Raw genomic sequence first — 14,461 nt, forward strand, 5'->3', positions numbered from 1 at the left:
TCGGATGAGGCCCCGACTAATCGAGCCGCGGCCGCCACGTCCAACCTGCTGTGAGACCTAGCGGGGCGGACTGCGGTAGCGCCGCACAGCATCGTCTTGCCTTTATGGACCGTTCCTTCATCGCATTCGGGGACAGCGGCGACGTCCGCCAGCTCATCAGAATCATCCGGGCGTTCGCCCTTGCGGGCAAGCTAGGCGAGCGGCTGACGATCGTCGGTTGCGCGCATAAGCGGCGCAAAATGGCGAAATGGGTCGAGGCGCTTCGGGTCGACGGTGTCACCTCGTTCGCCGATGCAGACGACAGAGATTATTGGATTGGCGATCCTCGCGCCGTATTTATTTTCGCGCGGTTGCATGACGGGTATGAACACCGGTTGCTCGATGCCTTGGCTCACGGGGTTCCCATCGTCGCGCTACGTTGCGATCGCCGATCAAATCTTTTCGGAAGTTATGGCCCGATGATCGACGTACCGTCGTCGGACGATGTCATTGGGCTTTCCAATAGCATGTTGACCGTGCGTCGCGACGAACGTCATTTCCTTGTAGCAGGCGCGCCACAAGCGGCGGGTCGGCAAGCATCCACTCAGGTGATCGGATTGCCGTGACACAGCGGAACCGATCGGTCGAACAGCGCCCGTGGATCATCGGGGGTCTGTCCCTTGCCGGTCAATGGTACAAACATCGCCCAACCAAGCGAGCAGCGGCTTAGCGAACCATCGAGTTGCTTCGTAATGACCAGGAGCTGCTCGAAGACCTGCGACTTTCCAATCGGCATGACGAGCCGACCGCCAGGCTTGAGTTGGTCGATCAACGGCTGCGGTACGGTTGCAGAGCCTGCAGCAACGATGATCCCGTCGAAAGGCGCGCTCTCAGGCCATCCGGCGAACCCGTCACCGCTTCTGACGGCGACGTTGCGATAGCCCATTCGTTTCAGGCGTTTCGCCGCTGCCTTGGCGAGTGGATCCACGATCTCGATCGACCAGACCTTGGCAGCCAAGCTCGAAAGGACAGCCGCCTGGTATCCCGAACCGGTCCCAACATCGAGGACATTGGCAGCCGGCGGAAGGTCGAGCGCCGCGGTCATGATCGCGACCACATAGGGGTCGGAGATCGTCTGCTCATATCCGATCTGCTGCGGTGTATCGACATAGGCGAAGCGGCGACCCTCGGGCGCCACGAAGTCCTCGCGGGGCAGCTTACCGATTATTTCCAGCGCGCGGTCAAGCGCGGGCGTGGCGGCGCTTGGGGCGCTCTTACGTACATCGGTGCGGATCCGCTCGACCATTAGCCGGCGTTGCTCGGGAAGCGGGAGCGCGAGGCGCTGCTGAAGCGTCGGTGCCTGGGCCAGCGCCGCGGCAAGGAGGAAGGCGATCATGGGGCGGTGACGGCACCGTTCTTGCGCGACCGCAGTGCAAGGAGCGCCGCCGGCAGGAACAACAGGACGAGCGGTACGGCCGCCGTCAGTCCGAAGATGATCGCGGTCGCGAGCGGCTGCTGAAGACCGGCGCCACGGCTGAGACCCAGCGCCAGCGGGCTGAGTGTCAGGATCGCGATGAGCGCCGACATGACGATCGGTCGAAGCCGTTTGCCGGCGGCTTCACGCAAGCCGGCGGCGTCTAGCGGGTTTGAGGGATCGAGTTCGGCCAAGAGGAAGATCACGAGTTCTGTCACCATCCCGACCACCATCGTGAGGCCCATCAGCGCCGAGATGTTTAGTTCGATCCCGGTAACCCACAGGCCGATCAGGACTGCCGCAGCCGACAGCAACACGGTTCCGACCGCCGCGATCGTCCACATCGGCTGCTCGAACAAGAAGGTGATCAGCAACGCCACGAGCAGCAACGCGGCGACGAACACCAACGTCAGGTCGGCGAAGCTCTGCTTCTGCTGCGTGTAGAGACCGCCATAATCGACCCGAACGTCGGCGGGCAGCTTGAGATTGGCGACGGTCTTGCGGACTTCGGTCATCGCGGAGCCGAGGTCGCGCCCTTCGAGCCGGGCCGTCACCGCTACGAACGGCGCCAGATCCTCGCGCGTCAATTGCTTCTGGCCGCCGACGATGGAAACCGTTGCGACCTGGCCGACGCGAACGAGATGACCATCTGGTGCGACGAGCGGCAGCCGGGCGATCTCGTCTGCGCGCGACCGCAGGGCTTGAGGAGCGCGCACGCGCACCGTCACCAGCTGTTCGCCGATCCGGACCTGCGTCGCCTGCGTGCCGCCGATCAGCGTTTCCAACTGCCCCGCGACGCCGGTCGGGTCGAGACCCTGTTGCAGGGCAAGCTGCGGATTTACCGCGATCGACACGGTGTCGCCGGCGACCCGAAGCCCGTCGACGACTTCAACCACCCCGCTGATGCGGCCGATGGCGTCACCGACCTGCTTTGCCGCCGTCGCCAGCACCGCGGGATCATCCCCGAACAGCTTGACCTCGATCGGCTGCGGAACCGCGGTGAGATCACCGATCAGGTCTTCCATGAGCTGCGCGGTCTCGACCTGGAGACCGGGGACGTCGGTGTCGATCTTCTGGCGGATATCGGCCATCACCGCGTCGATCGGACGCCGCGACCCGCCCTTCAAGCGAACGAAATAGTCTCCTTCGTCGGCTTCGCTGAGCCCGCCGCCCAGCTGGGCGCCGGTTCGCCGCGAGTAACTCGCCACTTCCGGCGTGGCCACGATAATCCGCTCAACCTGGCGCAACAGCCGGTCGGTGTCGCTCAGCGCCGCGCCGGGCTGTGCTTTGTAGTCGAGAATGAAGCCGCCCTCGTCCATTGCAGGCATGAAACCCGACGGAACATGCCGCCAGGCCAGCCAGCCGGCCGCCACGAACACCAGTGCTACGACGGCCGCGAACATCGCCGGACGCCCGAACGCTCGGTCGGCTGACCATTCATAGCTGCGGCCGAGCCGGGCGAGGACGCCACCGGCCCGCTCGGCCGCCTCCGCCTCTCGTGCACCAACCCATCGGGCCGCCGCAATCGGGAGGACGAAGCGCGTGAACAGCAGCGAGAGGCCAAGCGCGGCCACCATCGTCAGCGCGAGGGCCTTGAAAAATCCTCCTGTGACGCCCGTCACGAACGCCAAGGGCAGGAAAACGACCATGGTAGCGGTCGTTGATCCAACGAGCGGGCGAGTCATCTCTGCGGCTGCGTCAAGGATGCTGCGCCGGTCCGAGGCCTGGCCTTCCTGAAGCCGGCGCATGATGTGTTCGAGCATCACCACGGCATCATCGACGACGAGACCGACCGCCGCGGCCAACCCGCCGAGCGTCATCATGTTGAAGCTCATGCCGAGCGCGAGCAGAACGAGGCACGTTCCCGCAAGGACGGCCGGCAGCATCAGCCCCGTGATGAGCATGAGGCGAGCCGAGCGGAGGAAGACGAACAGCACCACTCCGGCGAGCACGGCACCGAGCAGGATCGCATCGCGCACCGCATTGGCAGCCCCCGTCACCAGTTCCGACTGATCATAGAAGGGCGTGACCGTGACGCTCGGCGGAAGCCCCAGCGTCTTGAGCCGGGCCGCGGTTTCCCGAACGATCCCGACCGTGTCCCCCGTCAGAGACTGGCGCACGTTGACCAGCACCGCACTTTTCCCATCCGCGGTGATCCGCGTGTAGCTGGGGGCGACCGATGGCGTGATCGTTGCGATCTGGCCAAGCGTGACGATCCCTGCAGCTGCCGTCTGACCAGCCTTGACCGGCGTGGCGGCGAGGTCGGCGATCGACCCAAGCCGGTTCTCTGCTAGCACCAGATAAAGCCTGTGGCGATCCTCGAGCCGCCCGACGCCTTGAACCGCATTGTCCTTGCCGATCGCGGTCGCCACGTCGGCGAGGCTGAGCCCGAGTGCGGTGGCGTGTGCGGGATCGACATCGACCGCGAACTCGCGCGCGCTTCCGCCCAAAACATCGACCCCGGCCACGCCCGACACGGCGAGCAGGGCGGGGCGAACCTTCAAATCGGCAAGCTGACGCAACGCCTGGGGATCAAGCGAGGATGAAGTGAGTGCGACGCCCAGGACGGGAAACAAAGTCGGATCTGATCGGCGTACTTCGAAGCGCGCGCCCGCCGGAAGATCGGGCAAGACCGTTGCGAGTGCACCCTGGGTCGCCATCGTGGCGCCGGCCATATCCTGACCCCAGGGGAAAGAGAGCGCAACCTCCGCCGAACCACGACTGGTTGTTGATCGCACATGCGTCACGCCCGGCACGCCGCGCAGTGCGATCTCGATCGGGCGGGTGATCTGCGCCGCCATCTGCGCGGGGTCGCGTTCGCCGGCGTCGACCGCCACCACGACCCGAGGATAGCTGATGAAGGGGAACAGGCTGACCGGGATGCGCAACGCTGCTGCGGCACCCCCGGCAACGATGATGAGGGCGGCCAGAATAAGCGCGTTTGCGTGGCGGGACAGGACGCTCACCGGGTGCGGACCTTCATGCCGTCCTCGATCGCGGTGCCACCTTCGACCACGACCCGGTCGCCGACCTTGACACCCTCAACAATCGCAACGGTCCTGCGATCACTCGCCCCGGTCCGCACGTTGCGCCGGTGCGCCGTACCGTTCGCGACGACGAAGACATAGGGCTGGCCGCCGTCATCCATCAGTGCGGCATAGGGAATGCTCGGGAGGCCCGAGCCAGCGCTGGTCGTGACGGCGCCTGTGAGGATCTCGCCGGTGCCAATCCGCGCGCCGACCGGAAGTCGCGCAAAAACGGCGGCAAGCCGGGTTTGCGGATCAACGACAGGATCGACCGCATCGATCGGCACCGTCAGCTGGCCGCGGGTTCCGTTACCCTCGATTCTGATTGGCTGACCGGGTCTCAACGATTGCGCGATCGCCGGATCGATCCCGAAGCGAGCGCGGACGACGCCGTCCCGGACGATGGTGGCAATCGAGGTGCCGGGCTGGACGAGATCGCCCGGCGACCCGGTGACCGCTTGGACAATGCCGGGTGATGGGGCGGTCAGGGCGAGCGATGCGGTGCGCTGCGCAAGACTGGACCGGGTTGCGCCGGCGGTCGCCGCGGCTGCGCGGGCCTGTTCGACCTCGGCATTGCCGACCAGGCCGTCCTGACGCAGGCGTCCAGCCCGCGCATAAGCGGCCTCGGCCGCGCGTGCATCGCTGTTCGCCTTGACGAGATCAAGGCTCGCGGTCGGCCCGGGCGCGAGTTGCACGACGAGCTGGCCACCCGAGACCCGCGTCCCAACCGGTGCCACGATCCTGACTATCCGCGCCTCCTCCGAAGCCACCAGCGTTGCGGTGGCACCGGCGCCTGGCTCCGCCGCGCCATAGACCGCGGTCTGTTCTGATACCGCGCCGTTCGTCACGGGTGCGAGCTTGACCAGCGCCACCGGGTCCGCGGCCTTCTGGGTGTCGGTGCCAGAACCGCTGCAGGAGGCGAGAGCCGTGCCCACCAGCACGATCGCAATCCGGCCGCTCACTTCAGCCACTCCGCGCGGGGCATGCCGGTCAGGAGTTCGAGTGCGATCATCTGTTCCCCCAGGTCCTGGCTTGTCTGTGTCACCACTAGTTCGCGGTCCCGCGAAGCTTGTTCGGCTGTCTCGGCAGTGGCTGCGGCTAGGTCGCCTCGGTTAGCGGCGCGGCGACTGGCGGCCGCGAAGCGGGTCAGTGCCGGGAGGTCAGCAAGTGCCGTGGCGCGCTGACGTTCGGCGACCGCGATGCCGCCGACTGCTGCGGCGATATCCGCCCGCGCCTGGACCAGGCGCGCCTCATATTCCGCCTTCAGCGCCTCGCGCGTCGTGCGCTCAATGGCGATGTTGCCACGGTTGCGATTCCACAGCGGCAGTGTGAAGGCGACTGCGGGGCCTGTCAGGACATTACCAGCAGAATCCCGGTTGGCGTTAACCGTCAGGTCCAACGTCGGGAATTGTTGGATGATGGCAAGCCGGACCGCAGCCTCCTGAGCGGAATAGCCTTGCCGCAAGGCGGCCAAGTCGCTACGCGCACTCCGCGCGAGGGCGAAGAGACGCTCGGCGCCCGGCGGAGCGCCAGCATCGGCGGTGATCGCCAGACGAAGGATTGAAGCCGGCGGCAGCCCGAGCAGCTTCGTCAGGGCGAACCGCGCAACGTTCAGGTCGCGTTCGGTGGTCCTTGCCTGCTGCTCGGCGGTGAATGCCGCGACCCGGGCGGCCTGGATCTGATCGCCAGACAGGTCGCCGCGGCCTGCTGCGCGCAGGGTGCGCGTCAGGAGTGACCGCGATGCGTCCCGTGACGCGGCCGTGATCGCTTGTGCACGCTGCAGTCCGACAACCCGTACCGCCTGAAGGCGGGCCTGACCGGCGGTCTGCCATTCAGCCCAGGCAAGATCGAGCCGGACCTGACGGGCTTGCGCCTCGGCTTGAGCGATCCGTGCGCCGCGGGTGCGAAGTGACTGGATATCGAACCCGAGTGCGGAAGCAAGGTCAAGCAGGACATCGGGTCCCGACAAGACCTTGTTGGCGCCGATGTTAAAGGTCGGGTCGGGCAGCAGCCGGGCGGCAAATGCCTGCGCATCCGCAACGCCAGCGCGAACCCGCTGCGCCTTCAGATCCGGGTTGGCGATGACGGCGATCGTCGCGATCGCGTTCAGATCCAACGGCTGTGACAGGTCGATCGTCGTCGGCTGGAGATAGGGGCGTTTGAGCTCCGCTGCCGCTGCCGTCAGTCCTTCCGAGGAAGGGACGGAAAGCGGGACGTCCACGCCGTTCTCGAGCGGCAGCGGCGTGTAGTGCGCGCACCCTGTCAGAGCACCTGCCAGGCACAGGAGCGAAAAGCCGGTCTTCATCGAATCAGCTCCGGAAAGACGAGAGTGGCGGCCAGTCCCGGATGCGCGTCTTCGAGCACGAGGCGCCCGCCATGCGACTTTGCCACAGCAGCGACGAGGTTCAGTCCGAGTCCGTGACCCGCTGAAGATCGTGCGGGATCGAGACGCACGAACCGGCGGGTCACCCGCTCGCGATCGTGTTCCATGATGCCTGGCCCGTTGTCGACGACGCTGACGCAGACGTTTCCGTCCGCGCTAGATGCCGTGATGGTGATCGCCGTTCCTGGCGGCGTGTGTGCCTGCGCATTGTCGAGGAGGTTGATGATTGCCTGTGCCAGAAGCTCGCGGTCTCCCTTCACGGTCATACCCGGGGCGGCCTGGCACGACAGCGAGCGGTGGCCATCGTCAACCGCTGGCGTGCATGCCTCGCAGATATCGTCCACCAAGGCGGTCACGTCGACCGGCTTGAACGCTATAGGGGTCGATCCCTCGACCTCGGCGATGCGAAGGATGCCGCCAAACAACGACAGCATCGCATCCCCCTGCGTGACAGCCTCGTCGATCGCCTTTCTCTGGCCGACCGGATCCTTCTCGCGCGCCGCCTCCAGTGTCGTTCGTAGCCGCGACAGGGGCGTGCGGAGATCGTGCGCAATATCCAAGGACACCTGGCGGAGGTTCTCCATCAGTTGCTCGATCCGGTCGAGCATCGCGTTGAGCGTCGCGCCAAGCGCGTCAAACTCGTCGCCTCGCTCGGATACCGCCACGCGCCGCGTCAGGTCACCGCCCACTATCGCACGCGCAGCCGCCTCGATCCGCGAAAGACGCCGGCGCAGATAGGCGCCCAAAATCAGCGCACCGGCAATGCCGACCATGACCACGATCCCAAATGCGCCTATGAAAAGGCCAAGGATGGTGCGGTCGATCCGCTCCAGCCCCTCGGTATCGATCGCGACGACCAACCGCTCGCCGGAAGGCAGGATAGTGGTCATGGCGCGTGCGGCGTCCTGACCCTCCTCGGGATCGCGAAAGTGGATGTCGTGAAGGCCCGGCGGTGGTGGTCGGGTGTCGAGATCCCCGGCGATGCGCCGGCCATCACGATCGAACATCGCGTATCCGAACGCGGCAATGCCCTTGGCGTCGCCACGGGCCGCCAGCGCATCCAGCAGATCGGACACCCCTTCTGCGCGATAGGCCACCACGAGCTGCTTTGTCTCGTCGGCCAGCGCGACGTCCTGCTGATGCCGGAAGGCGGCATCAGCCGCCACGAACACGATGGCGCCGAGCACCGCGATCGCCAACGCGAATGCGGCCGAATAGACGAAGGCGATACGATAGGCGGCGCTTCGCCAGAGCTCACCCATCCCGTCGCATCCGGTAACCAACCCCGCGCAGCGTCTCGATCGGATCTACGGCGAAACCGGCGTTAAGCTTGGATCTCATCCGGCTCAGATGGCTCTCGACGATGTTGGTCTGGGGATCGAAGTGGAAACCCCAGATCGTCTCCAGCAGCATCGTCCGGGTCACGACTTGGCCCGCATGCCGCATGAGGTGCTCGAGGATTGCGAATTCGCGCGGCTGGAGGCGGATCTCCCGGCCGTCGCGCCGCACGTCGCGGGAGAGCAGATCGAGCATGATGTCCCCAACCTGAAAGCGGGTCGGCTGGGTTGTGAGCGGCGGCCGGCGCAGGAGCGCGTCGACCCGGGCCGCCAGCTCCGCCAGCGCGAACGGCTTAACCAGATAATCGTCCGCACCGGCACCAAGCCCGGTAACCCGGTCGGCGATGCCGCCAAGCGCGGTGAGCATCAGCACCGGCAAGCGGATGCCAGCGGCTCGCCACGCACGCACAATGCCAACGCCATCAAGCGATGGCAGCATTCGATCGACGATCGCGAGGTCGAATCGTTCTTCGATCGCATAGGTGCGCGCACTGTCGCCGTCAGCAACCATCGTCACGTCATAGCCCCGGCCGGTGAGATCACCGGCAATAAGCCGTGCCGTGTCGATATCGTCCTCGGCGAGCAGCACGCGCATCATGCAACTCAATCCTTCGCGCCCAAGGCTTCGAACTTGTCTTCGACGATCTTGCCGGTGTGCGCGTCGACACCGATCTCATGAATGCGGTTGCCCTGGCGGATGTCGAACGAATAGCGCCAGCCTCCGCCTTCCTTCTCGTACTCCGACTTCTGGACGCGGCCAGGCGCCGCCTTCAGCGCGATCGCCCGCGCCTTCGCCATTCCGAGCTTCGCGGTCGGCATGGCGGCGTTGACCGAGACGGTGGCGAGCGCGGCGGTAGCGGCCGCGATCAATGTCTTCCTGATCATGACTTCATCTCCTGCGTGCCGGATCGGGCACGCTTTTCTCTCTACGCCACCCTAGTTTGCACCAAGGTTGGGCGTCAGTTTAGAAATCCCAATGTAGATGAACGAGCAGTCGCCGCTAGCACTATACCGTAAGCGTTGTTCGTGCCTTTCCCTTCGCGAGGTAGAGGAGAGGACTGACGAGCTGACGATCGATCAATCGATCTACAAAGCCTGGTCGTGTCCGTCAACGTGGTGTAATTTCAGGTGTGCCACCGGGCCGCATCGTTCAGGCGGCCTTGGGTGTAATCTGTAGGGGCGGTACCTCCTCGATCTGTGGTGTGGCGAGAGCGGTCATGCCTTCGATCTGCATGTAGCGGTTCTGGAGCTGGTATTCGTCGTTCTGCTCGAGGAGCACGGCGCCGATGAGGCGGGTGATGCTATCCTCGTTGGGGAAGATGCCGACCACGTCGGCGCGGCGCTTCACCTCCTTGTTCAGCCGTTCCAATGGGTTGGTGGAGTGCAACTTCGTGCGATGCTGTTCGGGGAAGGTCATGTAGGCGAGCACGTCGTGCTCGGCGTTGTCCATGCAGGCGCCGAGTTTCGGCCAGCGGGCGCGCAGCTGGTCGGCGACGTGACGCCAGGTCTGGGTGGCTGCGGCATGATCGGGCTGGAGGAAGACCTGCCGGATGGCGGCAGCCACCATGGTGTTCTGGCCCTTGGGCACATGAGCCAGCGCGTTGCGCATGAAGTGGACGCGGCAACGCTGCCAGGTGGCGCCGACGACGCGGGTGATGGCGGCCTTCAAGCCCTCATGCGCATCGGAGATGACCAGCTTCACACCCTTCAGGCCGCGCCGGACGAGGTCGCGCAGGAAGGTCGACCAGAACGGCTCGGCCTCGCTGGGGCCGATGTGCAGGCCGACGATCTCGCGCTTGCCTTCGGTGGTGACGGCGACGGCGATTATGGCTGCCACGCTGACGATGCGGCCGCCCTCGCGCACCTTGAGGTAGGTCGCGTCCAGCCAGAGATACGGCCACTCGCCGGCGAGCGGGCGCTTCAGGAAGGCGTTCACCCGCTCGTCGATGTCCTTGCACAGTTTCGACACGCTCGACTTCGAGATGCCACTCATCCCCATCGCCTGCACCAGATCATCGACGCGCCGCGTGCTGACGCCGGCGATCCAGGCCTCCTGGATGACGCTGACCAGCGCCTTCTCCACCGTCTTGCGGGGTTCGAGGAAGCCGGGGAAATAGGCGCCGGTGCGCAGCTTGGGGATCTTCAGGTTGAGCGTGCCCAGTCGCGTATCCAGGGTGCGGTCGCGGTAGCCATTGCGCCAGGTGCTGCGCTCGCCGGAGCGCTCGTGGCGACCGGCGCCGATGAGGCCGTCGACGTCGGCCTCCATGATGATCTGCAACACGCTCTCGGCGACGCTGCGCAGAAAATCGCCGTCTCCGGTCTTCGCCATCAGTTCGGCAAGCGGTAGTCTGTCGTCGGTCATCGGGAAAAACTCCTCGGGTGTTGGTGAAGCTCGACACTTCCACCTTAACCGATGAGCCCGGTGGCCACCGAGACGCCGACGCCGGGGTGGGGCCTCGGCCCCACCCCGGCATACACCGTCATCTACACCGGGAAATTACACCACGACCGCGGACGCTACCCAAAGCCTGGTCCGGATCTGATTTCGAGCCGCCAAAGCAGACCGGCTGCTCCGCCGATCAGCAACATCAGCACGCCGCTGGCGAAGACGGGTCGCTGCAACGAAGAGCTTTCCACGAAGGACGCCGCGCGGACGAACCCGACGATCATCAGGATACCCAATACGAGTCCCGCCCCGGACCTTCCGCGCATGGGAGGTGATCCAAGCGCGAGCCCTAGGATCGGAACGACGAGGGCCATGAGGCTGTAGGTCAGCCGTGACGCGATCGAGGCGAGCGCCGGCATTGAGGTTTGGGATTTCGAGGTCTCGCGCATCGCCAATTCGACGATTTCGTCCAGAGGAAGACGATCGAGCGCGGGCAGACTTACGGTAGACGTCTTCTCGTTTGTGGTTGCGATGCGAACCGTTAGATTTCGAAAGGACAGGACGTTGAACCCGTCACGTCTGCGTGTCAGTCCTCGACCATTCTCCAGCCTAAGCACGATTGTGCCGAACCCATCGTGAGTCGCGCGTGCCCGCGGAGCCGTGAGCGTTACCTCGGGCATGGCAACGAATACCCCGGTCAACATACCCGTCGCGCGATCATGGCCGTCGATCGTGACCGTCACGCCGTTCGGAAAGCTGACGATCGAGCGGATCGTCGCACCGACGCCGTGTCGACCGAGCCGAACCTCGTCTAACAATTGATCGAGCCTGCGCTCTCCGACGGGTCGATAGTGGAAGTTGATGGCGGTCTCTGCGGTCGCGCCGACCGCCCCGAACATCATTGGTATCAGGAGAAGCCGGGTCGGCGACACGCCGGTCGCAGCGAGAATCTGCCATTCTCCCGCGAGGCTCAGCGATCGTACGGCGAGCGCCGTCGAGAGAAATATCGCTACCAGGATGCCGAGCCCAAGATATTCCGGCACGAGCGCGAGCAGGAACTGAAGCAGAAGAGAAATGGGTTCTTCCACGTTCTCCAGCAGATGCAGGAGTCGTGAGAGGTTTTCGAGTAACAACAAGGCGACGATGATCCCGCATATTGCGGCAAAGTTGCGCCAGGTCTGCGCGAAGATGTATCGGTCGATCAGCTTCACGTCGATAGGTCGCAACCGAACCACGACATCGTCAGGCGGCCTGCTGCAGGATCGGCGCGCCGCGTCGCGTGGCGCGATAGGTCGCGAGCAACGCATCGAAGTGCGCTTGCATGTCTGTCACGCTGTCAGCGGCGGAGGAGGCGCGCCTCAACATTGTCTCGCCTGCGTCAATCTGCCGCACTATGGCGTCGGCAAGCGATGCAGCCGAGCGCGCCACGTATTTCTCGCCGAAGCCGGGGCGCAGCTGATCCGCAGCCCCGCCAAGATCGGGTACGATAATCGGGATGCCGCTGGCACGAGCTTCCGCGGCTGCCATGCAGAACGTTTCCGCTTCGCAACCATGGACCAGTGCGTCTGCGCTGGCGAGGATCGTGGCAAGGCGCGGTCGGTCAAACACCGGGGCGCCGAGGTGAACATGCGGATTGCCCTTCGCCGCACGGACGACGGTCGCCTCGTCCCGTCCGTGCCCCAACAGGAGAAGCCCCACGGGCCGACGGCTCCCGGCGGCCGCGACGGCCTCGATCACCATGGGCCAGCGCTTTTCGGACGCATGTCGGCCTAGGCCGATGAGAAGGGTCGCATCCTCGGGCAAATCGCACCGGGCGAGTAGATGCGCGCGGAGCGCCGGATTGCGCAGGGAGGGAGAGAACAGACCAGGAGTCACGCCCATCGGGATCGTCATCGCTTTGGTGACCCCGCCCTGGATCATGCGTCCAGTCAGTCCCTCACTGGCGCACACCACGAGGTCAAACGCCTCGTTGAGCCTCCGAAGATGGCGCCAGAATATTTCGAAGCGCCGATCGATCGTATGGCGCGCTGCGATCGATCCGAACCACCTGTACGCATAGGCGGAGAGCGGATCGGCATGCATCACCAGCGATCGCAGCGCCGTCCCGCGCCACCGGGCGACCATCGCGGGACTTCCCCACGGCGACGACACCTCGACGACGTCCGGCATCAGGTCGTCGAGAACGCGATGCATCGCCTCCTCGTCATTGAAGTAACGGTATCTGGTGTCGAGGGGAAAACGCGGACCCGGAATCGATACGATCGTGCCGCCCTCCGTGACCGCCCATTCGAGGCGCTCGCCGGGAACGACGACCACGATCTCGTCACCCCTTTGACGGGTCGCTCGCATCTTGCCTTCGATATAGGTCCGGACACCTCCGCCATGAGGAGTCCAAAACGCACAGACATCGACGATGCGCATGGTCAGTCCTTTATAGGTCCGAAGGAGACAAGCCCGCGGCGGTAGTTCATGATGATCCGGATGCGCGCCAGGCCGCTCCCGACGCTCGCGCTCGCGTCATTCGCGCGAGGCTTCGACCAGCCCAGCTTGGGATTGCCGGCAAATCCCACGCCATCGTTCGACAGTGCGAAGCGCCGGTCCCCGTCGCGGTCGTGAAGGATGCTGATCGCATAGCGACCGGGTCCGGGCGCGCGGATACACATATCTACCGGACCGGAGCTTGGCACCGGGATCTCCACCCGTCGGAAGGTCTTGCCTGCAGCAAGCAATACATTGTCGTCGGCAAGAAAGTCGCCATCGCGATCCGGATAAAGCTCGAGTTTCAGCAAGCCCCTGCGATCTTTCAGACCAACGATCTCTACCAGAAAGGCAGAACCATCTTCCGCGGGGCGGCAGCGCCCTGCGCTCTTTCCCAAGTCAGGACTTGAGCCCATAGCCTGCGCTGCGAGTAGGAAGAGAACGCTCATTGGGCGAGCATCCTAGCCAAGCTGCTCGTGCCGAGCAGCACGCCACACAGGATCAATCCAGCGAGCGACGTAGCGGCTACGAGAGTGACGGCGTCGGCGATGGGCGAGGTCGCACCGACCAGAAACGTCGCCACGCCGGCAAAAACGACATCGTGGTTGGGCATGAACGGCAATCGCGACAGCAGCAGTCGCGTGGCGGCAAGGACGATCCACCATTCGAGCGCGACTGTGGGCAGGAGCAGATGCCACAGCGTTGCCGCAAGCAATGTGGTGGTCGCGATCCGCGCGGTATGGACAAATATCACGAACCGCAGATCGGGCCGCGAAAGGCTGAATAGTCGCCGGCGCAGCACTAGGATGACGGTCGAAGAAGCGATGACGACCGCAATTGAGGCAGCCAAGTGACGTCCATCGGTGCCGAGGGACAGGCCTCGGAACAGCGGCGCGGCAGCAAGCACGAGAATTATCGTGACGACGTTACCGACCAGCGCGCTCAACATGGCGACGTCCTTGATCGCGGCAAACGGCGACGTGGCGAGCTTCAGATGCCGCCTCGCCCAGTCGTAAAAATAGATCTCGCCGGAATAGCTTAGCAGCATTTCGTTGCTTACGAGCTTTCGGAGGAGAGCGGGGAAGCCGATCGCCGGCAAGTTCCACAGCCGCCGGTAAATGCACCACTCCAATGCCGGTCCGGCGAGGAAATAGCAGGTGAAGGTCAGCCAGAACGCGCCACTACTCGGCAGCATCGCGGCCAGATCCGGCAGATTGACCGTGCGCAGCTGCCACGCGACCGCACAAAAGATCAGCAACGACAAGGCGCCCCCGAGGGTCGCGGACCATTGTCGACGTCCTTCCAGGAGAGGCTTGGGTTCGAGCTGCAGGATGGTGCGAGCATCAATGCTCGCGGCAGGGCTCAGGGCGGATACGACCGGTGGCATATTGCTCTCAG

At 64.8% G+C, this 14,461-nt stretch carries 13 protein-coding genes; 1 reads left to right on the forward strand and 12 read right to left on the reverse strand.

Annotated features, from left to right (window positions below):
• Positions 1-104 precede the first annotated feature (104 nt).
• Entirely contained in the window at positions 105-605 is a 501-nt protein-coding gene (locus AC1GI4_RS18335) for a glycosyltransferase family protein (protein WP_064311292.1), read from the forward strand.
• Here the strand turns inward: AC1GI4_RS18335 and AC1GI4_RS18340 are convergent.
• The 12 genes from AC1GI4_RS18340 to AC1GI4_RS18395 form a co-directional block, all read right to left on the reverse strand.
• Complete coding sequence (locus AC1GI4_RS18340) at positions 584-1,375, reverse strand: protein-L-isoaspartate(D-aspartate) O-methyltransferase (protein ID WP_064311291.1); 792 nt, start codon at positions 1,373-1,375, stop codon at positions 584-586. The two genes, AC1GI4_RS18335 and AC1GI4_RS18340, sit on opposite strands and share 22 nt — an antisense overlap.
• Positions 1,372-4,419: an efflux RND transporter permease subunit gene (locus AC1GI4_RS18345; protein WP_170172120.1), complete on the reverse strand. Its 3,048-nt coding sequence runs from the start codon at positions 4,417-4,419 to the stop codon at positions 1,372-1,374. The genes AC1GI4_RS18340 and AC1GI4_RS18345 overlap by 4 nt, the downstream gene beginning before the upstream one ends.
• A complete protein-coding gene (locus tag AC1GI4_RS18350; protein WP_170172119.1) occupies positions 4,416-5,450 on the reverse strand; it encodes an efflux RND transporter periplasmic adaptor subunit in 1,035 nt (344 codons plus the stop codon). The genes AC1GI4_RS18345 and AC1GI4_RS18350 overlap by 4 nt, the downstream gene beginning before the upstream one ends.
• Positions 5,438-6,784, reverse strand: a complete 1,347-nt coding sequence (locus tag AC1GI4_RS18355) for a TolC family protein (protein WP_170172118.1) — start codon at positions 6,782-6,784, stop codon at positions 5,438-5,440. Before AC1GI4_RS18355 ends, AC1GI4_RS18350 begins: the two co-directional genes overlap by 13 nt.
• Positions 6,781-8,124 carry a sensor histidine kinase gene (locus AC1GI4_RS18360; RefSeq protein WP_170172117.1) on the reverse strand — a complete coding sequence of 448 codons (1,344 nt, stop codon included), beginning with the start codon at positions 8,122-8,124 and terminating at the stop codon, positions 6,781-6,783. Before AC1GI4_RS18360 ends, AC1GI4_RS18355 begins: the two co-directional genes overlap by 4 nt.
• Positions 8,117-8,794, reverse strand: coding sequence for a response regulator transcription factor (locus AC1GI4_RS18365; protein WP_170172123.1), 678 nt, complete (start codon positions 8,792-8,794; stop codon positions 8,117-8,119). The genes AC1GI4_RS18360 and AC1GI4_RS18365 overlap by 8 nt, the downstream gene beginning before the upstream one ends.
• A gap of 8 nt (positions 8,795-8,802) precedes the next feature.
• Positions 8,803-9,084, reverse strand: a complete 282-nt coding sequence (locus AC1GI4_RS18370; RefSeq protein ID WP_170172116.1) for a PepSY domain-containing protein — start codon at positions 9,082-9,084, stop codon at positions 8,803-8,805.
• 265 nt (positions 9,085-9,349) lie between these two features.
• Positions 9,350-10,561: an IS256 family transposase gene (locus AC1GI4_RS18375; protein WP_062127151.1), complete on the reverse strand. Its 1,212-nt coding sequence runs from the start codon at positions 10,559-10,561 to the stop codon at positions 9,350-9,352.
• Positions 10,562-10,716: 155 nt separating this feature from the next.
• Positions 10,717-11,796 carry an LptF/LptG family permease gene (locus AC1GI4_RS18380; protein WP_479630532.1) on the reverse strand — a complete coding sequence of 360 codons (1,080 nt, stop codon included), beginning with the start codon at positions 11,794-11,796 and terminating at the stop codon, positions 10,717-10,719.
• A 31-nt stretch (positions 11,797-11,827) separates the two neighbouring features.
• Entirely contained in the window at positions 11,828-13,006 is a 1,179-nt protein-coding gene (locus AC1GI4_RS18385; protein WP_170172114.1) for a glycosyltransferase, read from the reverse strand.
• A 2-nt stretch (positions 13,007-13,008) separates the two neighbouring features.
• The gene (locus tag AC1GI4_RS18390) at positions 13,009-13,512 is read right to left on the reverse strand and encodes a DUF2141 domain-containing protein (RefSeq protein WP_170172113.1); all 504 of its coding nucleotides are present in this window, start codon (positions 13,510-13,512) and stop codon (positions 13,009-13,011) included.
• On the reverse strand, positions 13,509-14,450 hold the full coding sequence (locus AC1GI4_RS18395) for a hypothetical protein (RefSeq protein ID WP_278434515.1): 942 nt from the start codon (positions 14,448-14,450) through the stop codon (positions 13,509-13,511). The genes AC1GI4_RS18390 and AC1GI4_RS18395 overlap by 4 nt, the downstream gene beginning before the upstream one ends.
• Between the last annotated feature and the right edge of the window lie 11 nt (positions 14,451-14,461).

The sequence above is a fragment of the Sphingomonas sp. 77B genome (genome assembly GCF_056497825.1).

Bases quoted from the DNA above. Each gene is read 5' to 3' on its own strand.
- AC1GI4_RS18335 (WP_064311292.1), top strand. From the start codon at position 105: ATGGACCGTTCCTTCATCGCATTCGGGGACAGCGGCGACGTCCGCCAG.
- AC1GI4_RS18340 (WP_064311291.1), bottom strand. From the start codon at position 1,375: ATGATCGCCTTCCTCCTTGCCGCGGCGCTGGCCCAGGCACCGACGCTT.
- AC1GI4_RS18355 (WP_170172118.1), bottom strand. From the start codon at position 6,784: ATGAAGACCGGCTTTTCGCTCCTGTGCCTGGCAGGTGCTCTGACAGGG.
- AC1GI4_RS18360 (WP_170172117.1), bottom strand. From the start codon at position 8,124: ATGGGTGAGCTCTGGCGAAGCGCCGCCTATCGTATCGCCTTCGTCTAT.
- AC1GI4_RS18365 (WP_170172123.1), bottom strand. From the start codon at position 8,794: ATGCGCGTGCTGCTCGCCGAGGACGATATCGACACGGCACGGCTTATT.
- AC1GI4_RS18370 (WP_170172116.1), bottom strand. From the start codon at position 9,084: ATGATCAGGAAGACATTGATCGCGGCCGCTACCGCCGCGCTCGCCACC.
- AC1GI4_RS18375 (WP_062127151.1), bottom strand. From the start codon at position 10,561: ATGACCGACGACAGACTACCGCTTGCCGAACTGATGGCGAAGACCGGA.
- AC1GI4_RS18385 (WP_170172114.1), bottom strand. From the start codon at position 13,006: ATGCGCATCGTCGATGTCTGTGCGTTTTGGACTCCTCATGGCGGAGGT.
- AC1GI4_RS18390 (WP_170172113.1), bottom strand. From the start codon at position 13,512: ATGAGCGTTCTCTTCCTACTCGCAGCGCAGGCTATGGGCTCAAGTCCT.
- AC1GI4_RS18395 (WP_278434515.1), bottom strand. From the start codon at position 14,450: ATGCCACCGGTCGTATCCGCCCTGAGCCCTGCCGCGAGCATTGATGCT.